Origin of the sequence: Pacificitalea manganoxidans, from assembly GCF_002504165.1 — a bacterium.
Classification (GTDB): Bacteria; Pseudomonadota; Alphaproteobacteria; order Rhodobacterales; family Rhodobacteraceae; genus Pacificitalea; species Pacificitalea manganoxidans.
On record NZ_CP021410.1, the window covers coordinates 1 to 26,306 of the forward strand.

A 26,306-nucleotide genomic window follows, 5' to 3' on the forward strand; every position below is an offset into this window, starting at 1 on the left:
AACATGCAAAAAGTTCTCATTACCGGCACCGCCGGATTTATCGGGTTCCATCTGGCGAAGCTCCTTCTCGCCGAAGGGTTTCGTGTTCAGGGCTACGACGGGATGACGGACTATTACGACGTCACCCTGAAACAGCGCCGCCATGCGATGTTGCTCCAGAACGAGAACTTCTCGGCCAAGGAGGGGATGCTCGAAGACCAGGCGAGTTTCGACGCGCTCGCGGATGAATTCCAGCCCGACGTCATCGTCCACCTCGCCGCTCAAGCCGGGGTGCGCTACTCGCTCGAAAACCCCCGCGCTTATCTCGACTCCAACGTCATCGGCACCTTCAATGTGATGGAGGCCGCGCGCAGGCTGGAGGTGAAGCACCTGCTCATGGCCTCGACCTCCTCCGTCTACGGCGCCAATGAGGAGATGCCGTTTACCGAAACCGAGAGGACCGACACCCAGCTCACCATCTACGCCGCGACCAAGAAGGCGACCGAGTCGATGGGCCATTCCTATGCCCATCTGTGGAACCTGCCGGTGACGATGTTCCGCTTCTTCACGGTCTACGGCACCTGGGGGCGGCCAGATCTGGCGCTTTATAAGTTCGTCGATGCGATCCTCGATGATCGTCCGATCGACATCTACAACCATGGCGACATGTATCGCGACTTCACCTATGTCGACGATCTGGTGCGCGGCATTCGCCTGCTGATCGACGCGGTGCCGGAGCGCCCGACCTCACGGGATGACATCCCCGAATGGGACTCGCTGTCTCCGGCAGCGCCCTTCCGCGTGGTGAATATCGGCAACTCCGACAAGGTGCGCCTGCTCGACTTCGTGGACGCGATCGAAGACGCGCTCGGGAAGAAAGCGGAGCGCAACTACATGGACATGCAGAAAGGCGACGTCCCGGCGACCTGGGCCGATGCGACGCTGTTGCAGGAGCTGACGGGTTATCGACCGCAGACGGATTTCAAAGACGGGATCGCGCGGTTCGTGGCGTGGTTCCGGGAGTATTACGGGAAGTGATGGTTTCGGTAGATCCCACTGGCAGTCACAAGGTTCGCACTAACAAGTTAGCCAGCCTTGAAATTGGTCGAGGCATAGCGGCAATTGCTGTTGTTGCCCACCACGCGGAACTCTCCAGCAACGCGTTCACGTCTGGTTCTACGAGACATTGGTTCTCGTTCGGAGCACTTGGTGTCGATTTCTTCTTTGTTCTTAGCGGCTTCATTATTTTCTATGTGCATGGAAGTGATACAAGGTCGTTTTCCATGGCTCGCCGGTATCTGGGTCGACGTTTGAAGAGAATATTTGTTCCGTATCTACCAGTTTCCGCTGCACTGATTGTTGCATACTTATTGTTACCGGGACTCTCAGAGGGTAACCGAGACTGGGGCCTGCTAACATCACTTACATTACTCCCCAGTGATAAACCGCCTGCACTGTCGGTAGCGTGGACACTGACTTTTGAACTGGTGTTCTATCTGTTCTTTTTACTTTTTTATGCGACCCGTTATTTTTGGACTCTTGTCACAGCGTGGGCGGCAGTTACGATTAGTAGCATGTTTCTGATTTCTGGTGACTACGGCATGCCGATCATCAGAACATTTCTCGCTCCCATTACGCTGGAGTTCATCGCAGGCATGGCGATGGCGAAGGTTTCTCGCAAAATACCTAATGAGCTATGGGCCGCAGCCTTAACGACAGGCACATTGGTTTGCATCATGTTCTTCTTAACTCCGGATGCGCACCGAGTACTTTTCGGTATCGGTCTCGCACCGGTTGTGCTTGGTTTGGCGCTTGCAGAGGCTCGATTTGATCTTCGCGTTCCTACTTGGGCACTTTTACTAGGGGCCGCTTCCTACGCCATATATCTTATACACAATCCTCTCCAGTCTTTAATCGCCCGAGCGGGCGCCCCATGGGATTCGTGGATGATTACTTTCCTCAACTGTGTCTTTCTCAGTGTGATAGGTGGGATCATCTACCACCTTTTCTTCGAGAAACCGGCTTTGAAGTACTTTTCTGATTTGGAATCACGCAGGATCTATCAACTAAAGGCAACAGAGTATGAGTAACGAGCCCCGTAAGATCGCCGTCATCGGTCTCGGCTACGTTGGCCTCCCCCTTGCAGCAGAGTTCGGTAAACTCCGTCCGACGGTCGGCTTCGACATTAACCAAGCTCGGATCGCCGAACTGAAGGATGGCCATGACCGGACGCGGGAGACCACAGCAGAAGAGCTGGCAACCGCCACGCAGCTGAGCTTTGCCACAGACACCTTGGATATCGCCGACTGCTCCATCTACATCGTCACCGTTCCGACACCAATCGACGCCTACAAACGGCCCGATTTGACACCGCTCATCAAGGCATCGGAAACCGTGGGTAGCGTGCTTAAGAAAGGCGACATCGTCATCTACGAGAGCACGGTCTACCCCGGCGCGACCGAGGAGGACTGTGTGCCCGTGCTGGAGCGCGTCTCGGGCCTAACCTTCAACCAAGACTTCTTCTGCGGCTACAGCCCCGAGCGCATCAATCCGGGTGACAAGGAACACCGGCTGCCGAACATCAAGAAGGTGACCTCAGGCTCGACCCCCGAGGTGGCTGAGAAAGTCGATGCGCTCTACGCCGAGATCATCACCGCGGGCACCTACAAAGCCGAGAGCATCAAGGTGGCCGAGGCTGCCAAGGTGATCGAGAACACCCAACGCGACCTGAACATCGCGCTGGTGAATGAGCTGGCCATCATCTTCAACAAGATGGATATCGACACCCAGGCGGTGCTGGAAGCGGCGGGGACGAAGTGGAACTTCCTGCCCTTCCGGCCGGGGCTCGTCGGCGGGCACTGCATCGGCGTGGATCCTTACTACCTAACCCACAAGGCCGAGGCGATTGGCTACCATCCGCAGGTGATCCTCGCCGGGCGGCGGATCAACGACGGCATGGGGGCTTATGTCGCGGGGCAGATGATGAAGGCGATGATCCGCAAGGGCATCACAATCAAGGGCGCGCGGCTGCTTATCCTGGGTCTGACCTTCAAGGAAAACTGCCCCGACCTGCGCAACACGCGTGTCGTGGACGTGGTATCGGAGCTGCGCGAATACGGCATAGACGTGGACGTTCACGATCCTTGGGTCGATGCGGAAGAAGCGATGCACGAATACGGTATCTCCCTGACCGAAACCCCGGAGGCTGGCGCTTATGACGGGGTGATCCTTGCCGTGGCGCATGAGACGTTCCGTGAGCGCGGCATGTCTTTCCTGCGCGACATGGGCCGTGACACCCATGTGCTGTACGATCTCAAAAGCGTCTTTTCCCCAGGCGAATGCGATCTGAGGCTGTGATGGGCCAGACCGTGCTTTCCATGCCCCCCGGACAAACGTCCTGCGATTGCGCCAATCCGAATTGGCAGGCCGGGCGGTCCTCGTCATGACCGTTGTTGCCTCGATGGACCTTGGATCGGAGACCGAGAAGCAGAAAATCCTCGAGCTGCAACAGCATGCTTTCGGCGATTTTAGTGGACCGCTTTTCGATCACATTCTGCGCGATACCCCGCGCGGAGCGGTGGGTTACGGTATTCATGACGACGGACGCCTCGTCGCCTTCAATGCCTTCATGGGGCACTCGGTCCATCGCGCAGGTCAAACCGGGATCGCGTATCAATCCTGCATGTCTGCGACCCACAAAGGGCACGGCGGGCGCGGCTATTTCTCCAAAATCATCAAGCACGCCCAACAAGATCTCAAGACTCGCGGAGGCGCCTTCATCTTCGGGTTTCCCAACCACAATTCCGGCCCGATTTTTGTCAAGAAACTGGGCTTTACCCTGTCAGAGAACCAGCCTTGCGTTTTTTTACGCAACCCTTTGGGTCTGCTTGGGCAGATCGACGGAGGGATGCTTCTGGAGCAAATGGTGCCCGACACGTCGGTCACCTTCGATATGCGTGAGACCGCCGCTTGGAAATCCGGACAAGACGACAGCTTTTTCGAGTTGGATCACCTGACGAATTACCTGTTCGGGAAGGTTCAGCGAAAGACGATCAAAGGCGTGCCCTTGCGTCTCATGATCATCGGCGGCTACGAGATCAACAAACCGCACCAGTTTGGCACACTGATCGCACGCGCGATGAAACAGGTCGGAGCACAGTTTGCCCGAACCAACGCAAATGCCCATGGACCTCTGGCGCGGGCAAGCGGTCTGCGCCGTTCGACCGCCAAGACGGAACCGACCATCGCTTTTCCTCTGAATTGGGATGTCGAGGCGCAGTTCGTCGAAGCTTGCGGAGGCATCAAGGATGTCTATTAAGCGCAGGCTTGCCCACCTTCATGATCTCGCTCGCCTCGGTCTGACAGGACAGGCAAGCGCCAGCCGCATCAGTCTGGTGCCCGTCTTCCATGTGGAAAAACTGTACAACGACGCCTATCACAAGGCGCTGCGCAGCTTCCTCAAAGGCTATCGGGACATGACGGGCAAGCGTGCTGTGATCACGTGCATGACGCCGCTGTCCCCGATCCTCGCCGCGCAGATGCAGGAAGCCAGCTTCTCGACGAAGCGCTACTGGGACCGGATCGCCGAGGCCGCCGAGAACGGGATCGTTGGCCTGCACGGTCATTTTCTGCGCACGACCGTCGATCAGGGCCTGCGGCCGATGCATCATGCCTTTCACGATCTCGATGTGATCCGAGGTCAGATCGGACAGGAACTCGACGCGCTGCGCCTCCATGGACACATGGATGAGGACCGAATGATCTACTCTGGCGGGTGGTGGTTCATGACACCCGGTTTGCGCGGCGTGCTGTCCGAATTCGGATTCCACTGGGACTATTCCCTGTCTTCAAGCCGTTACAACATCTCGCCCGGATCGATTGCCGTCGAAAGGCAAGAGCAGAGCGGAAACGCCTCCGGTGGGCATCAAATCCGCTCGGACACCGCCGTCAGTGGACTTGCCCGACCAGGCCGACCGTTTCAGGCAATCGGCAAGCTCCTCGCGGAACCGAGCGCCGAAATCGCGTCCACAAAACGGGTGTCGCTCTACTCGCATGACTACGACCTGAACTTGGCGCCGGCCCTTCACATGATCGAACGCTTCTGCAAAGCCGGGTTCGGGTTTCACGAACCCGAGCCGAAAAGCCAGTGGGATGCGACATGACGCATGACTTTCCTTTGGGCCAGTCTGGAGAGGACCGGTTTTCTATTTCGTTGAACACCCTCCTTCCGATGAAACTTGAGAGCGATTGACATGAAGCCAACCTTTTACATCATCGGCGCTCCGAAATGCGGCACGACATCCTGGGCGGCCTATCTCGCACAGCATCCCGATGTACAGATTTCAGACCCTAAGGAACTCAACTATTTCAGTACAGACCTGCGGACTGCGAACAATATAATCGTAGGGTCAGATACGGAATACGAAGCCAAATTCGACCGGCCAGAGACAGTGCCGGCTGCAGGCGAGGCCACGCCTCTTTACCTCTACTCCACAGAGGCCATTCCCCGCATCGCTGAATACACACCTGATGCCAAGATCGTAATCCTATTGCGCAAGGCAGCGCCATTCTTTCGCTCTCTTCATCAGCAGTTTTTATACCGCCGGATCGAGAATGAAACAGATCCACGCAAGGCTTGGGAAGGTTCCGGAACACGCCAGCCTCATGGCAACGCGGATCGCGCGGCACTGGAGCGGCATCTGGACTACAAGGCGCTCGGAGATTTCAATTCTCAGGTAGCGCGCGTTTTGGAGCACTTCCCTCCTGAACAGGTTTTCATCACCTGGATGGAAGACTGGAAAAATGATCCGAATTGGCTTTATCGCGAACTCGCGACCTTTCTCGGTATAGATGGCAGCCATCCATTGACGTTCGAGGTGCATAATCGCGCGAAACGACACCGCAACGCGATCCTGTCCCGCATGACAATTCGCCCTCCTGCCTGGGTGATGGCGTTGTCGCGCGGCCTGAAGCGGCTGCTTGGTCGGGAGCGGTTGGGGATCGCGGCCAAACTGCGCGAGATGAACACGACGTACGATGTCGCCGAGAAGCTGCCCACAGATCTGGAAGCCGAAATCAATGAATTCTACCGGGACAGTTACGAGGCGCTGGATAGCCGCAGCGCAGCATTTGGCATCCTTCGTCGCCCGTCTTACGCCAATGAAAATCGCGGGGCTTAAAGCACAACACTTGCCGATGGGCCCGGCCAACTCTTTGGGAGACCTTTGTGAAAACAGTAATACTTGCCGGTGGACTTGGGACGCGTTTGTCTGAAGAAACCACCACTCGACCCAAGCCAATGGTCGAAATAGGCGGATTCCCTATCCTTTGGCACATCATGAAAATCTATGCGAGCCATGGATTAAGGGATTTCATCGTATGCTGTGGCTACAAGAGCTATGTCATCAAGGAGTATTTCGCAAATTATGCGCGGCACGTTTCCGACCTTCGCATAGACATGCGGAAGAATTCCATAGAATTCCTGAACAACAAAGCCGAAGATTGGACCGTGACCCTTGTCGAAACTGGGCACAACACCATGACGGGCGGCCGGCTCAAGCGCATTCGGGATTACATCGGCGACGATGACGCGTTTTGTTTCACCTACGGCGATGGGGTCTCGAACGTGAACATCACCGAGGAGATCGCATTTCACAAGGCCCATGGGAAACTGGCGACGGTGACGGCGGTAGAGCCGACCGCCCGCTATGGCACGCTTGGGCTGCAGGGGTCGGAAGTCGTCAAGTTCATGGAAAAACCCTCCGAGGGCGCGGGCTGGATCAATGGCGGATTCTTCGTTCTGTCCCCGAAGGTGTTCGACTTCATCGAAGGCGACGACACCAGTTGGGAGGTGGAGCCGCTAACCGAGATTACCCGTGTCGGCCAACTGGAAGCGTACCTGCATCGCGGGTTCTGGCAATCCATGGACACGCTGCGCGACCGAACGATGCTGGAAAAGATGTGGGCCAGCGGCCAAGCGCCCTGGCGTAGCTGGAGTAGCCCGTCTTGATTGATTTCTGGTCAGGCAAGCGGGTTCTCGTCACCGGCCACACCGGGTTCAAGGGATCGTGGCTGAGCCTCTGGCTGAGCGAGCTTGGAGCGGATTTGTACGGGATCGCCCTGGCGCCCGAAGACGGCGCACTGTTCGAGATGCTGGATCTGCCGTCGCGGATGGCGCACAGCGTGCTTGATATCCGTGAAGCAAGGCAGTTGCACGCCCGGGTCGCGGAAATCGACCCCGACATCGTCTTCCACCTTGCCGCACAACCGCTGGTCATCGACGGTTACCTTCGCCCGCTGGAAACCTTCGACACCAATGTGATGGGAACGGCCAACCTGCTGAACGCCCTGCGCGACGCCGGCAAGCGCCGGGCAATCGTCTGCGTGACTACCGACAAGGTCTACAGGAACCGCGAGTGGGAATTCGGTTACCGCGAAGACGACACGCTTGGCGGGCATGACCCATACAGCGCCTCCAAGGCGGCCGCGGAACTGATCGCGGCAAGCTATGGCGGCAGTTATTTCTACGGCGACAGCCCGGTGCGCATGGCCACGGCCCGGGCCGGCAACGTGATCGGTGGCGGCGACATGTCGGCCAACCGGCTCGTTCCCGATATTGCGCGGTCCCTGTCGCGCCGTGAGGCGCTGACCCTGCGGCACCCGACGGCGACGCGCCCTTGGCAGCATGTGCTGGACCCACTCGGCGGATACATCATGCTGGCCGAGGCTCTCTATGCCGACGGGGAGCGTGCCCTGCCCACGGCCTTCAATTTCGGCCCAGGGCGCGATGCCGAACGGACTGTCGCCCAACTGGTACAGGCCGCGGGCAGTATCTGGGACATGCATCTTCCTGTCACCGACGTCGAGAGCGGCTTTCACGAAACGGAACGCCTGATGCTGAACACCGATCGCGCGGCCGCAGTTCTCGGTTGGACGCCGCGATGGGGCTTTGAGCATTCCGTGGGCGAAACCATGCGATGGTACAAGGCGCGTTTTGAAAGTGAGGCCTTTGATGCCGTGGCCTTTACCATATCCCAGATAGAGAGTTTCCGTTGTGAAGATCACACCGCTTGAAATCCCGGCCGTCCACCTGATCGAGCTTGAGCAGCGACAGGACGAGCGCGGTTTCTTTGCGCGCCTGAGCTGCCAGACCGAGCTTGCCTCGGCCGGTCTCTCGGGAAACTGGCTGCAGGTCAATAATTCCTTGACGGCGCAGGCCGGGGTGGTGCGCGGATTGCATTTCCAGCGGCCACCGAGCGCCGAGGTCAAGATGGTGCGCTGTGCCCGCGGCGCGATTTTCGATGTAGCGGTCGATCTCCGGAAAAAGTCTCCCACCTTCGGGCAGTGGATCGGTCGCACGCTCACCGCCGAAAACCGCGAGATGCTCTACATCCCGGAAGGATTTGGCCATGGTTTCCAGAGCCTCGCGCCGGACAGTGAGATCATCTATTTCAACACGGCGAATTACGCCCCTGAGCTGGAAGGGGGTGTGCGTCATGACGACCCAGACATCGGTATTGAGTGGCCGCTGCCGATTTCCTTCACGTCGGAGCGGGACAACGCTCTGCCGACCCTGAGAAACTTTGAACCAATGCAGCTTGTCTGACGGGATCGCGACGTATTCCCCTGCGCAAACGGAAGGCCCACATGACCCATCGCGTACTCTACACCAAACCCTCGATCACGGATCGCGAGGTCGCCTATGCGACGGACGCGGCCCAGAATGGCTGGGGGGCCAAGTGCTACGACTATATCTTCAAGTTCGAAGACCTGTTCAAAGCCTATCTCGGGACGGAGTTCGCAATCGCGACTTCGAGTTGTACCGGTGCGCTGCATATGGGCATGCACGCGCTTGGCATCGGCCCGGGGGACGAGGTCATCATGGCGGATACCAACTGGATCGCCTGCCCGTCCACCGTGGTGCATCTCGGTGCAAAGCCGGTGTTTGTGGACATCGACCCAGCGAGCTGGTGCATCAGTCTGCAAGCGGCCGAGGCGGCGATCACGCCCAAAACCAAAGCCATCGTGGCGACACATCTCTACGGCAACCTTTGCGACATGGATGCCCTGCTCGAGATCGGGGCGCGCCATAACCTTCCGGTCATCGAGGATGCCGCCGAGGCGCTTGGTTCGGCTTGGGGGGACGTCCGCTGCGGGTCGCGGGGTGCCTTCGGAACCTTCTCATTCCACGGCACAAAGACCATGACGACCGGCGAGGGCGGCATGTTCGTGACCAACGACCCCGAGCTGAACCACAAGGTTCTGACCCTGAACAATCATGGGCGTGTGCCGGGCGAGACGCATCAGTTCTGGTCGCAGGTTGCCGGGTTCAAATACAAGATCAGCAACATTCAGGCCGCAATCGGCTGTGCGCAGGTGGAGCGGCTGGACGAGTTGACGCGCCGCAAACAAGAGATCATGCAGATGTATCGTGATCGTCTGGGGGCGGAAAACGGCATCAGCCTCAATCCCGAAGCGCCCGGAACCACCAATTCCGCATGGATGCCCTCGGCGGTTCTTGCGCCGGAGCTTGGCGTGACGCGCCAGGATCTGCTCGACGCCTTCGCGGCGGCCAATATCGACGGACGCGTGTTCTTCCATCCTGTCTCGTCCATGCCGCCGTTCGAAGATCAGCCACAGAACAAGGTTGCGTGGGATATCCCCAACCGCGCGATCAATCTGAACAGCTACCATGACATGACCGAGGAAGACATTGATCGTGTCGTCACCTGCGTCCTGTCGTGCGTCAGGCGATGACGTCGGTAGCACATGGCGAACTGATCCGCGCGTCCGCCTGGCGGGCCGCGGTACAACGCCCGGCCCCGCCGGGCGGCAAAGTCGCGTTCATCGGCGCCAACAACCCGGAAACGGCGCGCATGGTGCGTGATGTTCAGGTGGCAACCGGGGTCGAGTTCATCGGGTATTTTGACAACGATCCGGACAAGAAGGGCCGGACGTTCTGCGGATTACCCGTCTTTGGCGGCTTCGACGATCTGCTTGGCTGTGACCGTACCGCCTTCGGTCTGGTCAACCTGATCACCCGCGATACGAAGACACGGCACGAGACAACGCGTTTTTTTGCCGAGAACGGGTTTGCCGCTGCCGATTTCATTCATCCGTCCATCAACCTTGATGGCGTGACGCTCGGGCGGGGCGTATACTTGCAAGAGGGCGTCATCGTGCAGGGCGGCGTGGTGCTCGGGGACAACGTCTGCGTAAACTCCGGGGCGACGATCTCGCATGAAACCAGTTTGGGAACGTCATGTTTCGTAGCGCCTGGCGCCACCTTGGCGGGCCTTGTCACCCTCGAGCCGGGTGTCCTGATCGGAGCCGGCGCAAGTGTCATGCCCCGGCTGTCTCTGGGCACTGGAACCACCGTCGGGGCAGGCGCCGTGATCACCAAAGACACGACCGAGCGGTCCATAATGGTCGGCGTTCCAGCCGTCGAGACGGGCAAGACCCCCGACGACGAAGCTTTCCTCCCCCTTTTCCTTGACAAGATGTGAACGAGCACTAATCCGATGGCGAGCACAGCAGCGCGTTTTTCGATTTGCATCCCGTCCCGCAACCGGCTCGAGGCCGTCAAGGAGACGGTTCAGTCGGTCCTCTCTCAGGACTGCGACAGTTGGGAAATCGTGATCTCCGACAATTCCACGCAATCCCGCGGCGCCTTGGCGGCCTGGGTGGAGACGCTGGAACAGCCAGAGGACAAGATCCGCGTCATAGACACCGGCGGCAATCTCCAGATGGACGAAAACTGGGAATCTGCCACGCTACCCGCAACGGGAGACTACGTTCTTGTCGTGGCGGATCGCTGGCGGCTTCGAAACGGCGCCTTGCAGGTGTTCTCGAATATCATCGACCGGTTCGATCCAGATCTCATCTTTTGGGCCGGGACCAAGCCACATCAGTTCGGGGCCCTGTTCGCCACGCCGGGCGGCCCCCCGCCCTTGAAGATCTCCGAGGTTTCAACAAACAAGATCCTGGGCGATTTTCTCGATTTCCGTGGGTACGAGACGGAATCGGTCTATGGGCAAGCAATTCCCAGATCTCTGAACACCGCGTACAAGCGCGTCCTGAGCGATCAGGCGCGTGAGATTTGGGGCGAGCTTTTCCGACCCATCTCCCCGGACTACACCTCGGCCATGGCGTTTTTGCTTGTTGGACAGCGGTGCATCAAGATCCATGAAATGATGTATACGCCGATCAAAGGCGCTGGCAGCAATTTCTCGAATACATCGGTGCTCGGCCTGGGACACTACCTGACCACTTTCCCGAACTGCCATGTCTGGCGCGGGCTTGACGAAGACGTCGTGTTTTCGACCGTTCTCAATGATGTCGAGAACACGCTCAAGGTCACTGCCGAAGGCAGGGAGTGGATCGAACGCATCAATGTCGAAAATGCGCTGAAGTGCATGATGTCCGAGCTGAATTTCAAGGAGTTCAACGGGAGTCTGCTGCCGGTCGCCAGAACGCGCGAAAAGATCTATGCTCTGGCCGCCCGCGAAGGTCTGTCCGAACGGCAAATATCCAATATCGAGGACTACGTCTCCCGCAGCCGACACCGCGCAGTGGAACTTCGACGCTGGCTTCGGCGGTTCGGTCTCTATGACACGGTGCGTTCGCTGAACGACAGGCTTCGGCATGCCGGCAAGAAATCTCGCATTTCGGAAATGATCGAGGCGGAAAACGTGGCCGCGCGCGGGCTGGACGTGATCGCGCTCGACCGCTGAGCGGAACACCAGGAAATCCATAACGGCCGTGGCCGGCCAATAGCTGAACGGGTAAGGGCCCTTCATGTCGAAATTCATTGAGTATCGCGCCGACATCGACGGGCTTCGGGCTGTGGCGGTCGTCGCCGTGGTGCTGTTCCATGCCGAAATCGTCTTGGGGCCGGTGGTTTTCTCGGGTGGGTTTCTGGGGGTGGACGTCTTCTTTGTTATTTCCGGGTTTTTGATCACGTCCCTTTTGCATCGGGAATTGAGAGAGACGGGCCGGGTGTCGATTGCCCGGTTCTACGGCAGACGGGTACGTCGGATTGCACCTGCCTTGATCTCGACCTGCGTATTTACAATCGTTGCTGCGCAATTCTTTTTGTTGCCGCATGAATTGGAGCGCTTCAATCTGAGCCTGCTCGCGACACTCGGGTTCGTGGCTAACATCTTTTTCTGGAGCGAGATCGGTTATTTCTCGGCCGCGGCCGACCAACAGCCCTTGCTCCATATGTGGAGCCTCGCAGTTGAAGAGCAGTATTATGTCGTGTTTCCGCTCGCGCTTTGGGCCTGCGTGCGGTGGCTCGGCTGGCGCGCTACGGTGATCTTGATCGTGGTCTCGGTCCTGGGCTCCGCCACGCTGCATGCCTGGGGGGCTGTGGCCATGCGGTCTGCCAGCTTCTACCTCACACCGTTCCGGGTCTGGGAACTTCTGGCCGGAGCGCTCCTGGCCATCGCGGGAAGCCGTTGGGCGATACGGATGCCTGCTGTGCGGACCGGACTTGGGGTGATCGGCGCCGGTCTGGTCGTGGTCCCCATGGTGACCTTCGATCCGCTGGCCGCGCCTTCGGTCTTTCCGGTGACACTGGCGGCAGTGGTCGGCACCTGCATGATCATTCTGGCCGGACCGCATTCGGCAGTGGGCAAACTGCTGTCCTTGCGCCCGGTGGTCGGCATCGGATTGATCAGCTTTTCGCTGTACCTGTTGCATCAGCCGATCCTGGCCTTTGCCCGTGTGAGATCGTTGGAGCATCCGAGCGAGATGTTGATGACGTCGCTTGCAGTGCTCTGTCTCCCTCTGGCCTATTTGTCCTGGCGTTTCGTGGAGACGCCTTTCCGCAGCCGTGACAGGGTTGGACCCCGGGCCTTCTATGGCAGCGTGACCGCGAGCAGCCTCCTGATCGTGGCGGTGGGTCTCGGCGGAATCCAGGCCAGCTTCGGGCAACGGTGGAATTCCGACATTCTCGCCGTTGTTGACAGCGTGAATGCGCCGACCAATGGGCTGTCGGCAATCTGTCATGGCGATCTGACCTCGCCCGAGTGCGCGACCGATGAGGCGGCGCGCGTGGCGCTGTGGGGGGACAGTTATATAATGCATCTGGTGCCCGGCCTTGTGGAACGAGGGGTCTCTTTTCGGCAGCTGACAAGACGGGGATGCAGACCGACTGCACTCGAAGAGATCAGACCCCCAGACGCCGGCGTGCTGACGTCGACGGAGCGGCGTTGTGAGAAGTTCAACGCAGAGGTTCTGGCCCTGATCGCCGAGGAGGCGGCCGCTGGACGGTTGGACCAGGTCCTGATTTCGTCGCGGGCTTACGGACTGCGCGCAGGTTCCTTGAAGAAAACACCCACGGAGGAGAACTGGCCGCCGGAGCAGGTCGCAGGGGAACTGGGGTTCATTCTGTCGCAGCTCGAGCAGACCGGCGTGTCCGTGGGTCTGGTTGGGGCCCCTCCCCCAGCGCAGTTCGACCCGGGTCAATGCTACATACGCTCCGTTGCCTATGATGACAGCTCCTCGGATTGTACTTGGCCCTTTCCGGAAGAGCATGGGACGTATCCCTTGGCGGAAGTCGCCGAGCAATACGGAGCCCGTTTTCTCGACTTGTCCGAAATTCTCTGCCCGGGAGGCCTGTGCGCCGCGGCGCAGGACGGAACGCTGATCTACCGCGACAACGGCCACCTGACACCGCGCGGCTCGGAGTATGTGTTCCAAAGCGACACGGCGCGACGCTTCTTGGACGACCTTGGAATTACGGGAGGCGCGCTCCAGTGAGCAGTCTTGGTCGCGCCTTGGCGGGCTTCATGTCGTCGTCCCTGTTCGGGTCGGCCACTCAGGTCGTGAAGGGAAAAGTCTCCGCCATATTTCTCGGGGCCGCCGGTGTCGGCGTCTTTAACCAGCTCACGCTGTTTTACACGTTGTCGATGACGCTCGCGAGCCTCGGCTTGCGCAACGGGGTGACCCGCAACGTTGCCGCCGCGCAAGCAGACGCCGGACAGGCAAATGCCGCCACAGAGGGGGTGCTACGGCAATTCTCCTCGGCGTTCCTGCTGGTGGCGGCCGTGTCCCTGCTAGTGACGGCGGTGTCTGTTCTGGCGTCGGATCGGGTTTCTGATCTTCTGTTCGACGACGGTGGTGAGCGGCGTCAGCTGATCGTTCTGGTTGCCCTGGCTGTTCCGATCGGCGTCGCAGGCCTTATCTACAGGGCATTGTTGAACGGGCTTAGGGTCGTGGGGCCGCTCGTCAGGGCGCGCATGATTGCCGATGGGTCCAGCGTGATTGTCTTTGCCGCTCTGGTCATTCCCTTCGGCATTGTCGGCGCGGCACTTGGGTTCATCTTTTTGCAGGCGGCCTTTCTGGTCCTGGTCTTCCGAACGACATGGACGGTTGCTCCGTCCCTTGCCATTCCGCGTCCCGAGGCTTTCGAATTTGCTGAAGCAAGGAAAAACTTCGTCTTTGGCGCGCACAGCGTCATTGTCGGGGTAACCGGTCTTGGCGCTTCGCTGTTCATTTCGCGACTGATCATTTCAACGCTCGATCTGGAGGCGAACGGCTACTATGTCGTGGCGGTGAAGATCGCGACGGTCTACCTCGGCGGCCTGTATGCGGCCGCGTCGGGATACTTCCTGTCGAGCGTCGTGAAGGCAGCCGCCGAAAAGACAGTCGGCAAGACAATCGACGAGGCGGTCCGGCTTTACCTTGCGGTCGTCGCCCCGGTCATTGTGGTCTTGATGGCCAGCGGCGAGATCTTTGTCGTCGCGTTCTTTTCCGTCGAGTTCTTGCCGGTTGCGGTTATTCTTCTACTGCTGTTACCAGGGGATGCGGTGCGGCTGGTGGCCGAAACCATGGGCCAGGCGCTCATCGCCCAGAGAAAGCTGGTGTCGTCATGCATCGTGTTTGCGGTGTGGGCGGCGATCTATTGTGCGGGTGCCATCCTGCTGTTGCCGCGGTTCGGGCTGCTCGGTCTCGCCGTCGCCTACACGGCAAGCCAGCTATTGCTGTTGGGGGTCTTGTTGGTGGTCTGCAGGCGACTTCTGGACTACGCCCCGTGCAGGCAGACGATCTACACCGTCTTGCGCGCGATGCTTCTGGTGACATCGGCCTCTGCCGCATGCTGGTATGTCGAAAGCCTCGTAACGAAGATGCTTGTTTGCGCGGCTCTTGTTCTGGCCTGGGGAGCAGTCTCGATGCGTGACCCGTTTTTTGCAGGGGCGATAACAAAGTTGTGGCGGGTGATACGTGCAAGATTCATGCCAAGTCGGTGACCCGCGCACATCCCTATCGCCTCGCCGCCATGGTAAACGCCTGCGCCATCCATCCAGGCTGATGCAGCCGAACCTGTCCCACTTACCTATCGGCCAGACTTGGATCGTCCAAAATGAAACTCCTCCATGTTATCGAGACGCTTAACACCGGCGGAGCCGAGCGGCTTCTGGTGACTATGCTGCCTGAACTGGCGTCCCAAGGGATGGAGGTACATGTCGCGGTGATGCGGCCGCCAATGCCGCTGAAGCCAGAGCTGGAGGCCGCGGGCATCCGCGTCCATGTGCTGCCCAGGCGTGGCAAATGGCATGTTATGCGGCAGGCGCGCGACCTTGCGCGACTTGCCCAGTCACTTCAGGCCGAGATCGTGCACGCGCATCTCTATTTCCCGATCCTCGTGACGGCGATGGCGCGCGGTCTCGGTTGGCTTGACGCGGCGACACATGCCAGTTTCCACAACCTGGCCTACGCCGGCGCCAACAGGAAAACATGGAAACTCGAAGCGCGGCGTCGTCTGGCAGGCTTCGTGGTGCGGCGGGGCATAGACCAGCCGCAAGCCGTCAGCCAGTTCAGCGCGGATCACTATGCCGCGACCTATCGGCTGGACAATATCGCCGTTCTTCATAACGCGTTTGATCCGGAAAGCCTGAGCGGGATCGAGCGTAAGGCCGGAGACTCCATCGTCATTCCGGGACGACTGGTACACGAAAAGGGACATGCCGACCTCATCGCTGCCCTGAAACAGTTGCAGCAGGATTGTCCGCCAGTCACGTTCGCTGGCGACGGTCCGTTGCGGGAGGTGTTAGAAGCCGCGATCAAGGCCGCGCAACTGCCGATATCGATCACCGGGCAGCTTGACCATGCAAGGATGTTGAAGACCATCGCGTCGGCACGCCTTGTGGTCGTGCCCTCGCGGTTCGAAGGGTTCGGGCTGACCGCTTTGGAGGCTCTTGCGCTCGGCAAAGCGGTCGTTGCGACCAACGTCGGCGGGTTGCCGGAAGTCATGGGCGCACTTGGGCAGAAGGTTAGGCCGGGTCAGCCGGTCGAACTTGCAGAGGCAATGGAAGCGGCGCTTAGTGATCCTGACTGGATTGCCGCACAGGAAGTTTCGGGACCAGAACAAGCCGCAAAATTCGCTGTTGCCACGATCGCCAAAAAGCAGATCGCGCAATATCAGAAAACTGATCGGGCGAAAGGCCTTCGGACATGACTTCGGTTCTGTATATTTCCTACACCGGATTGATGGACCCTCTGGGCCAGAGCCAGGTTCTTCAATATGTCCTCGCCCTTGGCCGCGCGGGCCATCGCATGACGGTGCTCAGCTTCGAGAAACCGGAGGCATTGAACGACCCGGAACGAGTGGCGGCAATGCGCTCGCTGTGTCGCGAGGCCGACGTCAATTGGCGGCCCCGCATCTGGCACAACAAGCCGGTCGGCATCCTTGCAACGCTCTACGATCTGTCCGCCGGCCGCAGGCAGGCAATCCGTATCGCCCGCGAGGTGGGCGCCGAGGTCGTACATTGCCGCAGCTACATCGCCAGTCTTATGGGATTGGCCGTCAAGCGCGCAACAGGGGCGAAGCTCATCTTCGACATGCGCGGCTTCTGGCCCGACGAGCGGGTCGATGGCGGGATCTGGTCGAAAGCGAGCGCGCCATATCGCGTTTTCAAGCGCGTGGAACGCAGCCTTTTCCTGAACGCCGACCACATCGTCTCACTGACCAAGGCAGGCGTGCGTGAGTACGAGGCGTTCGACTACATGAAGGATGAACCGCCTAAATCGACCGTAATTCCCACCTGCACCAATCTCGACATGTTCCGGCCAGAGACCGCGCCGCGTGAGGCCTTCACGCTGGGATATGTAGGCTCAGTGGGGAGCTGGTATCTCTTCGACGATGTCGCAAAGGCGGTTGCGCGGACCTTTGCCCTGCGCCCCGACGCGCGCTTTCTGGTCGTGACCAAGGGCAACCACGATCTGGTTCGCAAGGCCCTGGATAAAGCGGGGGCCGATCCCGAGCGGATCCAAGTCCTTAGTGTGGATTTCTCCGAAGTCGGACGGCACATCGGACGTATGGACGCAGGAATCTTCTTTATCCGGCCCGCCTGGTCCAAACGGGCGTCCTGCCCGACCCGCATGGGTGAGTTTCTTGCCTCTGGCAAGCCCTGCCTCGCAAATGGCGGGGTCGGTGACGTGGCCGAGGATATACGTGAAACAGGTACTGGTATCGCGCTTCCGCAGCTCGGCACCCAGTCCGTCGACTTGACTGATCTCGATGAGGCCTTGCAGACCCTCTTCGCGATGGCCGAAGATCCGGAGATGCCGGCCCGCTGCCGCGCCGTAGCAGAAGAGCGGTTTTCACTGGCCTCGGGCGTTGCCGCCTATTCCGACATCTATCGACAGCTCTCAGAAGATCCAACTTGACCCGTGTGCTGTTCCTCACCCGCTACCCGGTTGAAGGTGCCTCCAGCCGCTACCGCGTGTTTCAGTACCTGCCGCATCTCGAGGCGCAGGGCGTGCGGGCCGATGTCCAAAGCTTCATGGACGAACCCATGTATCAACTGTCGCTCGCCCCTGGACGCACAGGATCCAAGATTGCGGCGACGCTGAAGGCGACCTTCAGGCGCCTTTGGGCGTTGCGTCGTTGGCGGCAATACGACGCGATCTACCTGCAGCGGGAATTGCTCCCTTTCGGCCCGCCTCTCGTCGAGGCCGCGCTGAAGAAGCGGGGCGCGGTGCTGTTCTTCGACTACGACGACGCGCTCTTCATCAAGAAGGCCTCGCGCTACACCCGGCTCGCGACCGCTCTTAGATCCGCCGACAAGACGCGCGATCTCTTCCGCCTCGTGCATTGCGTGGTCGCCGGCAACGACTGGTTGCGGGATGTGGCCCGCGAAGCCGGTGCCGAACGCTCCATCACGCTCGAAGTTGCCGAGGACACTCGGCGCATCCCGATGCATGCGCCGCACAGCAATGACGCGCGGGTGACGATCGGTTGGCTGGGTTCACCCTCCACCGTCAAGTATCTTCGGGTCATCGAGCCTGTGCTGCAGCGGCTGGCGCAACGATACCCTCGGGTGCGATGGGAGATCATGGGGGGAAGCGACTTCAAGATGGAGGGCGTCGATTGGCAGCTCAACGACTGGTCGCTCGACCGCGAAGTGGCAGCCCTTGGCCGTTTCGACATCGGCCTCATGCCTCTGCCGCCTGAGGATTGGGCAAAGGGAAAATCTGGCGGTAAGGCGCGCACCTACATGGCAGCCGGTATTGTCCCGGTGGTATCGGCGATCGGATACAATCTCGAGCTGATCCGCCACGCAGAGACCGGATTCCTCTGTACAACGCCGCAAGACTGGGAAACCCATCTGGTTCGTGTCATCGAGGATGCAGATCTACGCCAGCGCATCGCGTCGTCGGCCCGAGCAGAGGTCGAACAGAGGTTCGATCCCGCCGTTATAGCCGCACAGATGGCAGAAATGCTGAAAGACGTGGTGGACGATGTCAAAAACCGCTGACGTCATCGTCCTGGGCCTGTCTCCGACCGGCCTCTACGCCGTGCGAGAGGCAGCCAGGGCCGGCTACGCCGTCCTGGGCGTCGGTGCGCCGGGGGCACCGGGCTTGTGGTCCCGCCTGCTGGCCGACAGGATCGCTGCCGAAACACCGCAGGCGCGTGTGGCCGCCATTCTGGAGCGGACAGAAACCGGCGGCGGCGAGAAACCCGTGCTTGTCGTGACCTCCGATCAGGATCTCGAAGAGGTCATCGCCAGGTGGGACGCGCTTTCCGGACGTGTGCAACTGCAGGGTTCCTACACCGACGGCCTGGCCAGTCGGATCATGGACAAGGACAGTTTTTACAAGGACTGCGCCGCCCAGGGCGTAGCCTATCCCTCACTGTGGTCGGCACCGGTCGCGGAAGCAGGCCAGTACCGTGACAAGATCCCCTACCCCGCGATGATCAAGCCGGCCCGGATCCAGGACGTGAAGCATCTCATGGCGGGCCAGAAAGGCTGGATCGTTCGGAACAAGTCTGAGTTCGATGACGTCCTGCCCGGGATCCCGCAAGAGGCGGGAACGCTGCTGATGCAGGAAATCGTACCGGGCCCGGAGAGCAACATCACGCTGTGGTGCGGATTTTTCGACCGGGACGGGCAGGTTCGGCAACGCTTCACGGCGCGCAAGCTGCGCCAGTATCCAGCTGGCTTCGGGTCTGCCTCCCTGGTGCAAAGCGAAACCTGTCTCGAGACCGCCGAGGCCGCCGAAACTTTGCTGTCTTCGCTCGGCTACAGGGGCATCGCCGCCGCCGAGTTCAAGCGCCATCCGGAGAGCGGGGCGTTGAAGATCATTGAAGTGAACCCGCGCCCATCGCTCTGGTTTTCGGTGGCCACCAAGGCGGGCGTACCCCTGGTCGAAACCGCCGTTGCCGAGGCCCGGGGTGACCCGCTGCCAGCAATGGCCCGCCAGAAGGATGGCGTGCTCTGGCGGTACACCACCAAGGATCTCGCCTCGCGCCTATTCTATGCCCGGAACCGGGACTTCGTCCTGCCTGCCCCGGAGCCGGCTCGGAAAGCCCGGGTGACCGCTCGTGCCGACGTGACGGGCGCCTGGGATGATCCCGCACCAGCTCTCGGGGATCTGATCGGTTTTGCCGGAAAATTGGCCACACGCATCTCGGCCAAAGCTCGGGGCCGCTCATGACCGGCTCCTTCGTTGTCTCGCTGGATTTCGAGCTCATGTGGGGCGTGCGCGATCACCGATCAGTGCAGAACTACGGAGACGCCGTGCTGGGCGGGCGCAAAGCCATCCCTACCATGCTGGCTCGGTTCGAGGCGGCTGGCGTAAGAGCGACATGGGCCACTGTCGGGCTCCTGTTCGCGCGAAACCGTGATGAAATGCTGTCATTCGCGCCCGGGACCCGCCCAGCCTATGAAGACCCTGGTCTCTCCCCTTATGCGGATATTGAGAACCGCCTGATCGGAGAAAACGAGCAAGCCGATCCGATGCATTTCGGTGCATCCCTGATCGACCGGATCGCAGACACGCCAGGACAGGAACTCGCGACGCATACCTACAGCCACTACTACTGCCTAGAACCCGGTGCGGATACGGACTCGTTCGAGGCAGACCTGGCTGCGGCCGCGGCGATTGCGGGACACTCAGGGCACAAGCTTCAGAGCATCGTCTACCCGCGCAACCAGATGTCCGACGCATTCATCGAACGGGGCGCAGGGCAGGGCATAACCGCGTATCGGGGTGATGCCCGGAGCTGGCTCTATCGGCCCCGATCCGGCGCGGAGTCGACCAGGCTCTTTCGGCTGGCCCGTTTCATTGACGGTGCCTTGCCACTTGGCCCCAAGCAAGTCGTGCAGCCCGACCGCGACGGCCAGGGATGGAACGTACCGGCGTCACGCTTCCTCAGACCGTGGTCGAAGAAACTGGCTTTCTACCATGCTTTGCATATCCAGCGGATTGAAACCGAAATGGAATTGGCCGCGCGGCAAGGAAGATGCTATCATTTGTGGTGGCACCCCCACAACTTTGGCCGCAACACGACAGAGAACCTTGTCGGGCTCGACCGTGTGATCGCATGCTTCAAAAGATGCCGCGACGACTTCGGCATGGTGAGCAGAACCATGCATGACTTCACCGTTTTGTAGGCGAACACAGGCTTCCCCAACCATGCTTGTCTATCTTGGAATATACAGCGGTTTCGCACTATCTGCCGTTGGCAGCTACCCTCGGCGGAACGCTGTATTTTTTATTGTAACGGGGATCTTTCTCGTTTGGTTCATGGGGTTCCGCTACGAGACCGGGTGTGACTATTTCGGGTATCTAAATCGGTGGGTCCAATTTTACCCGCCAAGCAGTCTAAATCAGCTGCTTGAGGGGGAGGAAGTCGGCTTCGCTCTGTTGATGGGGTCAGTCCAGTCGTTGGGATTGAATTACACGTGGCTGAACGTGGCAGCCTCCGCGATCCTGGTGGCTTGCTATGTTCGTTTTGCCACGGCCCATTCTTTCGCGCGCTTGATACTGGCGCTGCTTTTCCCTGTCATCATAGTCCAGCTTGGCATGTCAGGAATCCGTCAGGCAATTGCTGGCGGATTTTTGATGCTGGCCTTCAACGCCTTCGCCAAAAGTGAAAGGCTTTGGACCGCTTTCTGGATACTGATCGGGATGCAGTTCCACGCCAGTGTCATCATTTTCTTGCCGATCGCGCTGATCGCAGGCCGGCAGATCAACACACTAAGGTTGGCTGCGAGCCTGGCGATCCTGGGCCCGGTCGCAGGACTGCTCCTCGCAGATCGCTTCGATACATACGATGATCGATACATTGAGGGGACAGTTACGTCGGGAGGGGCGATCATCAGATACGCATTGGTTCTTCTGCCAGTGCCATTTTTCATGACTTACCGCGCAAGAGTCAGAAACAATTTTCCTGACATGTATCCGTTGCTCAAGATGGCTGCTTTAATGATCTTGGCATTGGCTCCCCTAACCGTCTTGTCCTCAATTGCGCTCCACCGGCTCAACTATTATGTTATGCCATTGTCTATTCTACTTCTTGTTTACGTTGGAGCCGTAGCATTCAAGAATGCTCGACAAGGCCATATACTCGCTACGGGTGTCTATGGCGCTTACTCGCTCTTTTGGTTTTTGGGCTCAAGTCATGCGCAGTCTTGTTACCTGCCCTACGAGAGTACGTGGTTCCTTTAACGATGTTTCATGAGTCAGATTGGCGCTTTGTCGTAATTTGCACATAGGACTTCCGAATTCACTTTGATGGAAAGGAGAGCATGAACGTCTCGCAAACACGGTTGACCGGCCTTCTCCTCATCGAACCCCGTCGCTTCGGCGACCACCGAGGGTTCTTTGCGGAGACCTACAACCGGCAAGCCTACGAAGCCCACGGCATCACCACCGATTGGGTGCAGGACAACCACTCCCTTTCCGCCACGCCCGGCACCTTGCGTGGCCTGCACTTCCAAGCACCGCCGTATGCGCAGGCCAAGCTGGTGCGTTGTGGGCGGGGGCGGCTCTTCGATGTGGTTGCTGATCTGCGGCGAGGTTCGCCGACCTTTGGCCAATGGGAAGGCTTCGAGCTCAGTGCCGAGAATGGCCACCAGGTGTTGATCCCCGTCGGCTTCGCCCATGGCTTTGTCACGCGCGAGCCAGATACGGAAATCGTTTACAAATGCTCCGATTACTATGCCCCGGAAACCGAAGGGGCGGTGGTCTGGGACGATCCGGATGTCGGTGTCGACTGGGGCCTTGAGGGCGCAGAGCCAATCCTGTCGGAAAAGGATCGTGCGGCGCCCCGGCTCAAAGACTTCGAGACACCGTTTACTTACGAAAAGGCTGCACCATGAAGATCCTGATTACGGGCGGCGCTGGCTTCATTGGCTCCGCCGTGGTGCGGCAAGCCGTGGGCGCAGGGCACGAGGTGGTGAACCTCGATGCGCTCACCTATGCAGCCAACCTCGAAAGCCTTGCCTCTGTCACGGACAACCCGCTCTATACCTTTGAGCAGGCCGACATCCGGGACCGTCCGGTGCTGGATCGGATCTTCGCAGATCATCGCCCGGATGCCGTCATGCACCTTGCGGCGGAAAGCCACGTCGATCGGTCGATCGATGGCCCGGCACTCTTCATCGAAACCAACGTCACCGGCACCTTCACCCTGCTCGAAGCGGCGCGCGGCTATTGGCAAGACGCTGGAAAGCCCGAACGCTTCCGCTTCCATCATATCTCGACTGACGAGGTCTATGGCAGCCTGGGTCCGACCGGCAAGTTCACCGAAGATACGCCATACGATCCACGCTCCCCTTACTCCGCCTCTAAAGCCTCGTCTGACCATCTCGTGCGTGCTTGGGGCGAGACCTACGGGTTGCCGGTCCTCGTCACCAACTGCTCCAACAACTATGGGCCTTACCACTTCCCCGAGAAGCTGATCCCGGTGGTGATCCTGCGCGCCCTTGCCGGGGAGCAGATCCCGGTCTACGGCGACGGCAGTAATGTGCGCGACTGGCTCTATGTCGAGGATCATGCTGACGCTCTGCTCACCGTGCTGCGGGCGGGTCAGGTTGGTCGCACCTACAATATCGGGGGCGAGAACGAGGCGACGAATATCGACCTCGTCCGCATGATCTGTGCGGAGCTTGACCGCTTGCGGCCCGAAACCGCGCCGCACGAGCGCCACATCACATTCGTCGCGGACAGGCCGGGCCACGACCAGCGCTATGCGATCGACCCGACCCGCATTCGCGAGGAGTTGGGGTGGCGGCCATCGGTTACGGTCGACGAAGGCATCGCTCGGACAGTCCGCTGGTATCTCGACAATGAAACCTGGTGGCGTCCGCTGCTCGATCGTGACGGCGTTGGCCAGCGGCTGGGAACCAAGGCATGAGGGATCTTCTGATCTTTGGCGCCACCGGTCAGGTCGCGCGTGAACTGGCGCGACTTGTGCCCGAGGCGCGTTTCCTTGACCGGGCCGCGGTCGACCTGAGCGATGCCGAAGCGTGTCGCTCTGCCGTGTTGGACAGCGGGGCTCGCCGTATCATCAATGCCGCTGCCTATACCGCTGTCGACAAGGCCGAGAGCGAGCCAGACCTGGCTCATGCCATCAACGCCACCGCCCCCGGCATCATGGCCAAGGCCGCCCGTGAGATCGACGCGAGCTTCGTCCACATCTCGACCGACTATGTCTTCGATGGCAGCGGCAACGGCCCGTGGGCGCCGTCTGACACTCCTACGCCTCTTGGCATGTACGGCAGAACCAAGCTGGCCGGTGAGCGCGCCGTGACAGCCGCCGGAGGCCGCCGCGCGATCCTGCGCACCTCTTGGGTGTTTTCTGCCCATGGCCAGAACTTCGTTAAAACCATGCTGCGGCTGTCCGAGACGCGCGATGCGCTGAACGTGGTTGACGATCAGATCGGCGGCCCCACCTCCGCCGCTTCCATTGCGCGCGCGGTGCTGACGATCTCAGAGCAGCTGCACGACGGCACCGCCCCCTCAGGTATCTACCATTTCTCCGGCGCACCGGACACGAACTGGGCGGGATTTGCCCAGGCGATCTTTGCCGCCGCAAGCCGTAATGTCGCCGTCACCCCCATCCCCAGCCGTGAATACCCGACACCGGCACCGAGGCCGCTCAACTCTCGGCTGGACTGCGCATTGACGGAACAGACCTTCGGCATCGCTCGGTCAGACTGGCGAGACGACCTGAACCAAACACTTCATGAGCTGGGAGCGAGAGATTGAAACGCAAGGGCATCATCCTCGCCGGAGGCTCCGGCACGCGGCTCTATCCGATCACGATGGGGATCTCGAAACAGCTGCTCCCGATCTACGACAAGCCGATGATCTATTATCCGCTATCCGTGCTGATGCTGACCGGCATCCGCGAGATCGCGATCATCACCACGCCGCAGGATCAGGACCAGTTCAAGCGTCTGATGGGGGATGGAAGCCAATGGGGCCTGTCCTTCACCTATATCGAGCAGCCAGCGCCGGAAGGCTTGGCACAGGCCTACCTTCTGGCCAAAGACTTCCTCGCCGGTGCGCCTTCGACGCTTGTGCTTGGCGACAACATCTTCTTTGGGCACGGATTGCCCGAGCAACTGGCCGCCGCCAATGCGCGCGAGACCGGCGGCACGATTTTTGGCTACCGGGTGACCGACCCCGAACGGTATGGCGTCGTTGATTTCGCCCCCGATGGCACGGCCCGTCAGATCGTCGAAAAGCCCCAGAACCCGCCGTCCCGTCACGCGGTCACCGGGCTCTACTTCCTCGATGGCAGCGCGCCCGAACGTGCGGCGAAAGTGAAACCTTCGGCACGCGGCGAATTGGAGATCACCGACCTCCTCCAACAATATCTCGACGAAGGGCTACTAGCCGTCGAGGCTCTCGGGCGCGGTCACGCGTGGCTTGATACGGGCACCCACGGCAGCCTCCTCGACGCCGCGAACTTCGTGCGAACCCTGACCGAGCGCCAAGGCCAGCAAGTCGGCTCCCCGGATGAGATTGCACATCGGATGGGCTTCATCGACGGTCCTGCACTGGCTGACCGGGCGAAGCTCTTTGGAAAGAATGCCTATGGGCGTTATCTGGGTGAGGTGGCCTCTGAAAAAAGCGAATAGGAGGAGCCAACATCTCTTGAGGAGAGGTTAAGTCTCCCGGCAGGCGATCCAGTGAGCCGTCGCGGCACCGATGTGGTCGCTCTTGGATAGGCATGGCGAAGGTTCAGGGAGAGCCTATGCTTGCCGAATAATGTCTGGTGGCGAATGATCGCTTTGCCGTTCTATCGCCTTAACTCAGCAGGTGGTTCAAACAGCAAATGCCATGATTCCAAGTTCGTTTTGTACCACATTCCGCCGTATGGTCCTGCGTGATCTGCTGGCTTAGTTTCACCAGTATACCGGACTTCGGAATTCAGCCCACTTGACGTCAGCACCTTTGGGTGTGGTTCAGGATCTGTAACAACTACCACTGCTGGACTCGGATCCCGTTGCTTTTCTTTCACAGCATCCAAATCGACCAACTCGGAAAGTAGAGCTTTCCGCCTGTTACCCGCATTGTCACGAGGGGTAACAATCCGCAAGTTACTCGGTCTGTTATCGGTAGGATTGTGATTGATGTGATCAACGTCACATTCTCTCGGCATCCATTTTCCAAGCGCATATGACACGATGAAACGGTGCGTATAAATTGACTTATCGCCGCTCTTAAAACTCAGGTACTGGTGGCCGTCCCGGTTTTCTGACCCAAATGGAACCTCACCGGCTACCACTCCGTCTTCAAAGCTAAACTCTTGTTCGTGGACCACTGTATCTAGAGACGGGTACGGCCTTTCATGCTCGCGTTCGGTTTCATACTCCGACTCCAGCAGATTTTTGACGTATTCTACATCCCTCACTTCGCACCCCCGGTCCAAACCCAATTCACTGTTAAACGGTATTAGGCCTGAGAACATAGTAGCCTTCAAGATTTCAAGTGTAACGGCAGCCACATGCGTTCTAGGTATTGAAGGATGGACCACCAACCGCTGACGTCCCCCACTGTCCGATAGGGGATCGCTCACCGGA

General features: G+C 59.6%; 25 protein-coding genes. 24 read left to right on the forward strand and 1 reads right to left on the reverse strand.

All coding sequences use genetic code 11. The features are described from left to right. Positions 1-3 precede the first annotated feature (3 nt). From CBW24_RS17955 to rfbA, 24 genes are all read left to right on the forward strand, one after another. Complete coding sequence (locus CBW24_RS17955; RefSeq protein ID WP_097374656.1) at positions 4-1,017, forward strand: GDP-mannose 4,6-dehydratase; 1,014 nt, start codon at positions 4-6, stop codon at positions 1,015-1,017. Beyond that, positions 1,017-2,069, forward strand: a complete 1,053-nt coding sequence (locus tag CBW24_RS17960; RefSeq protein WP_198405307.1) for an acyltransferase family protein — start codon at positions 1,017-1,019, stop codon at positions 2,067-2,069. The genes CBW24_RS17955 and CBW24_RS17960 overlap by 1 nt, the downstream gene beginning before the upstream one ends. Beyond that, positions 2,062-3,336, forward strand: coding sequence for a Vi polysaccharide biosynthesis UDP-N-acetylglucosamine C-6 dehydrogenase TviB (gene tviB, locus CBW24_RS17965; RefSeq protein ID WP_097374618.1), 1,275 nt, complete (start codon positions 2,062-2,064; stop codon positions 3,334-3,336). The genes CBW24_RS17960 and tviB overlap by 8 nt, the downstream gene beginning before the upstream one ends. Before the next feature lie 85 nt (positions 3,337-3,421). Next, positions 3,422-4,297 carry a GNAT family N-acetyltransferase gene (locus tag CBW24_RS17970; RefSeq protein ID WP_097374619.1) on the forward strand — a complete coding sequence of 292 codons (876 nt, stop codon included), beginning with the start codon at positions 3,422-3,424 and terminating at the stop codon, positions 4,295-4,297. Beyond that, on the forward strand, positions 4,287-5,141 hold the full coding sequence (locus CBW24_RS17975; RefSeq protein WP_157773275.1) for a hypothetical protein: 855 nt from the start codon (positions 4,287-4,289) through the stop codon (positions 5,139-5,141). The genes CBW24_RS17970 and CBW24_RS17975 overlap by 11 nt, the downstream gene beginning before the upstream one ends. A 90-nt stretch (positions 5,142-5,231) precedes the next feature. After that, a complete protein-coding gene (locus CBW24_RS17980) occupies positions 5,232-6,158 on the forward strand; it encodes a sulfotransferase domain-containing protein (RefSeq protein ID WP_097374621.1) in 927 nt (308 codons plus the stop codon). A 47-nt stretch (positions 6,159-6,205) separates the two neighbouring features. Further along, a complete protein-coding gene (gene rfbF, locus CBW24_RS17985; protein ID WP_097374622.1) occupies positions 6,206-6,988 on the forward strand; it encodes a glucose-1-phosphate cytidylyltransferase in 783 nt (260 codons plus the stop codon). Next, positions 6,985-8,052, forward strand: a complete 1,068-nt coding sequence (gene rfbG / locus CBW24_RS17990; RefSeq protein WP_097374623.1) for a CDP-glucose 4,6-dehydratase — start codon at positions 6,985-6,987, stop codon at positions 8,050-8,052. The genes rfbF and rfbG overlap by 4 nt, the downstream gene beginning before the upstream one ends. Then, positions 8,033-8,584, forward strand: a complete 552-nt coding sequence (gene rfbC / locus CBW24_RS17995; RefSeq protein WP_097374624.1) for a dTDP-4-dehydrorhamnose 3,5-epimerase — start codon at positions 8,033-8,035, stop codon at positions 8,582-8,584. Before rfbG ends, rfbC (CBW24_RS17995) begins: the two co-directional genes overlap by 20 nt. Positions 8,585-8,625: 41 nt before the next feature. Continuing rightward, on the forward strand, positions 8,626-9,735 hold the full coding sequence (locus tag CBW24_RS18000) for a DegT/DnrJ/EryC1/StrS family aminotransferase (RefSeq protein WP_097374625.1): 1,110 nt from the start codon (positions 8,626-8,628) through the stop codon (positions 9,733-9,735). Next, positions 9,732-10,484, forward strand: a complete 753-nt coding sequence (locus tag CBW24_RS18005) for an LbetaH domain-containing protein (RefSeq protein ID WP_157773276.1) — start codon at positions 9,732-9,734, stop codon at positions 10,482-10,484. Before CBW24_RS18000 ends, CBW24_RS18005 begins: the two co-directional genes overlap by 4 nt. 15 nt (positions 10,485-10,499) lie before the next feature. Next, positions 10,500-11,711, forward strand: coding sequence for a glycosyltransferase family 2 protein (locus CBW24_RS18010; protein ID WP_097374627.1), 1,212 nt, complete (start codon positions 10,500-10,502; stop codon positions 11,709-11,711). Between the two features lie 64 nt (positions 11,712-11,775). Beyond that, positions 11,776-13,743 carry an acyltransferase family protein gene (locus tag CBW24_RS18015; protein ID WP_097374628.1) on the forward strand — a complete coding sequence of 656 codons (1,968 nt, stop codon included), beginning with the start codon at positions 11,776-11,778 and terminating at the stop codon, positions 13,741-13,743. Further along, complete coding sequence (locus CBW24_RS18020) at positions 13,740-15,233, forward strand: MATE family efflux transporter (protein ID WP_097374629.1); 1,494 nt, start codon at positions 13,740-13,742, stop codon at positions 15,231-15,233. The genes CBW24_RS18015 and CBW24_RS18020 overlap by 4 nt, the downstream gene beginning before the upstream one ends. Before the next feature lie 113 nt (positions 15,234-15,346). Continuing rightward, a complete protein-coding gene (locus tag CBW24_RS18025; RefSeq protein WP_097374630.1) occupies positions 15,347-16,441 on the forward strand; it encodes a glycosyltransferase family 4 protein in 1,095 nt (364 codons plus the stop codon). Next, complete coding sequence (locus CBW24_RS18030; protein WP_097374631.1) at positions 16,438-17,652, forward strand: glycosyltransferase; 1,215 nt, start codon at positions 16,438-16,440, stop codon at positions 17,650-17,652. Before CBW24_RS18025 ends, CBW24_RS18030 begins: the two co-directional genes overlap by 4 nt. 5 nt (positions 17,653-17,657) lie before the next feature. Then, positions 17,658-18,743 (forward strand): glycosyltransferase family 4 protein, encoded by a 1,086-nt coding sequence (locus tag CBW24_RS18035; RefSeq protein ID WP_232530376.1) that lies wholly within the window; start codon positions 17,658-17,660, stop codon positions 18,741-18,743. After that, complete coding sequence (locus CBW24_RS18040; protein WP_097374633.1) at positions 18,727-19,923, forward strand: carboxylate--amine ligase; 1,197 nt, start codon at positions 18,727-18,729, stop codon at positions 19,921-19,923. Before CBW24_RS18035 ends, CBW24_RS18040 begins: the two co-directional genes overlap by 17 nt. Next, the gene (locus tag CBW24_RS18045) at positions 19,920-20,882 is read left to right on the forward strand and encodes a polysaccharide deacetylase family protein (RefSeq protein ID WP_097374634.1); all 963 of its coding nucleotides are present in this window, start codon (positions 19,920-19,922) and stop codon (positions 20,880-20,882) included. The genes CBW24_RS18040 and CBW24_RS18045 overlap by 4 nt, the downstream gene beginning before the upstream one ends. Positions 20,883-20,904: 22 nt before the next feature. Continuing rightward, positions 20,905-21,939: an EpsG family protein gene (locus CBW24_RS18050; protein ID WP_157773277.1), complete on the forward strand. Its 1,035-nt coding sequence runs from the start codon at positions 20,905-20,907 to the stop codon at positions 21,937-21,939. 80 nt (positions 21,940-22,019) lie between these two features. Further along, on the forward strand, positions 22,020-22,592 hold the full coding sequence (gene rfbC / locus CBW24_RS18055) for a dTDP-4-dehydrorhamnose 3,5-epimerase (protein WP_097374636.1): 573 nt from the start codon (positions 22,020-22,022) through the stop codon (positions 22,590-22,592). Further along, positions 22,589-23,629 (forward strand): dTDP-glucose 4,6-dehydratase, encoded by a 1,041-nt coding sequence (gene rfbB / locus CBW24_RS18060; RefSeq protein ID WP_097374637.1) that lies wholly within the window; start codon positions 22,589-22,591, stop codon positions 23,627-23,629. The genes rfbC (CBW24_RS18055) and rfbB overlap by 4 nt, the downstream gene beginning before the upstream one ends. Then, entirely contained in the window at positions 23,626-24,483 is an 858-nt protein-coding gene (rfbD, locus tag CBW24_RS18065; protein WP_097374638.1) for a dTDP-4-dehydrorhamnose reductase, read from the forward strand. Before rfbB ends, rfbD begins: the two co-directional genes overlap by 4 nt. A 56-nt stretch (positions 24,484-24,539) precedes the next feature. Next, the gene (gene rfbA, locus CBW24_RS18070; RefSeq protein WP_232530377.1) at positions 24,540-25,361 is read left to right on the forward strand and encodes a glucose-1-phosphate thymidylyltransferase RfbA; all 822 of its coding nucleotides are present in this window, start codon (positions 24,540-24,542) and stop codon (positions 25,359-25,361) included. A 161-nt stretch (positions 25,362-25,522) separates the two neighbouring features. On the opposite strand, the gene CBW24_RS18075 is transcribed toward rfbA, so the two are convergent. Further along, positions 25,523-26,302, reverse strand: coding sequence for an HNH endonuclease signature motif containing protein (locus tag CBW24_RS18075; protein ID WP_157773278.1), 780 nt, complete (start codon positions 26,300-26,302; stop codon positions 25,523-25,525). Positions 26,303-26,306: the final 4 nt, after the last annotated feature.

Excerpts from the sequence above, each read along its gene's own strand:
- CBW24_RS17955 (WP_097374656.1), top strand. The coding sequence starts at position 4 with ATGCAAAAAGTTCTCATTACCGGCACCGCCGGATTTATCGGGTTCCAT.
- CBW24_RS17960 (WP_198405307.1), top strand. The coding sequence starts at position 1,017 with ATGGTTTCGGTAGATCCCACTGGCAGTCACAAGGTTCGCACTAACAAG.
- tviB (WP_097374618.1), top strand. The coding sequence starts at position 2,062 with ATGAGTAACGAGCCCCGTAAGATCGCCGTCATCGGTCTCGGCTACGTT.
- CBW24_RS17970 (WP_097374619.1), top strand. The coding sequence starts at position 3,422 with ATGACCGTTGTTGCCTCGATGGACCTTGGATCGGAGACCGAGAAGCAG.
- CBW24_RS17975 (WP_157773275.1), top strand. The coding sequence starts at position 4,287 with ATGTCTATTAAGCGCAGGCTTGCCCACCTTCATGATCTCGCTCGCCTC.
- CBW24_RS17980 (WP_097374621.1), top strand. The coding sequence starts at position 5,232 with ATGAAGCCAACCTTTTACATCATCGGCGCTCCGAAATGCGGCACGACA.
- CBW24_RS18000 (WP_097374625.1), top strand. The coding sequence starts at position 8,626 with ATGACCCATCGCGTACTCTACACCAAACCCTCGATCACGGATCGCGAG.
- CBW24_RS18005 (WP_157773276.1), top strand. The coding sequence starts at position 9,732 with ATGACGTCGGTAGCACATGGCGAACTGATCCGCGCGTCCGCCTGGCGG.
- CBW24_RS18010 (WP_097374627.1), top strand. The coding sequence starts at position 10,500 with ATGGCGAGCACAGCAGCGCGTTTTTCGATTTGCATCCCGTCCCGCAAC.
- CBW24_RS18015 (WP_097374628.1), top strand. The coding sequence starts at position 11,776 with ATGTCGAAATTCATTGAGTATCGCGCCGACATCGACGGGCTTCGGGCT.
- CBW24_RS18025 (WP_097374630.1), top strand. The coding sequence starts at position 15,347 with ATGAAACTCCTCCATGTTATCGAGACGCTTAACACCGGCGGAGCCGAG.
- CBW24_RS18030 (WP_097374631.1), top strand. The coding sequence starts at position 16,438 with ATGACTTCGGTTCTGTATATTTCCTACACCGGATTGATGGACCCTCTG.
- CBW24_RS18040 (WP_097374633.1), top strand. The coding sequence starts at position 18,727 with ATGTCAAAAACCGCTGACGTCATCGTCCTGGGCCTGTCTCCGACCGGC.
- CBW24_RS18045 (WP_097374634.1), top strand. The coding sequence starts at position 19,920 with ATGACCGGCTCCTTCGTTGTCTCGCTGGATTTCGAGCTCATGTGGGGC.
- CBW24_RS18050 (WP_157773277.1), top strand. The coding sequence starts at position 20,905 with ATGCTTGTCTATCTTGGAATATACAGCGGTTTCGCACTATCTGCCGTT.
- rfbC (WP_097374636.1), top strand. The coding sequence starts at position 22,020 with ATGAACGTCTCGCAAACACGGTTGACCGGCCTTCTCCTCATCGAACCC.
- rfbB (WP_097374637.1), top strand. The coding sequence starts at position 22,589 with ATGAAGATCCTGATTACGGGCGGCGCTGGCTTCATTGGCTCCGCCGTG.
- rfbD (WP_097374638.1), top strand. The coding sequence starts at position 23,626 with ATGAGGGATCTTCTGATCTTTGGCGCCACCGGTCAGGTCGCGCGTGAA.
- rfbA (WP_232530377.1), top strand. The coding sequence starts at position 24,540 with ATGGGGATCTCGAAACAGCTGCTCCCGATCTACGACAAGCCGATGATC.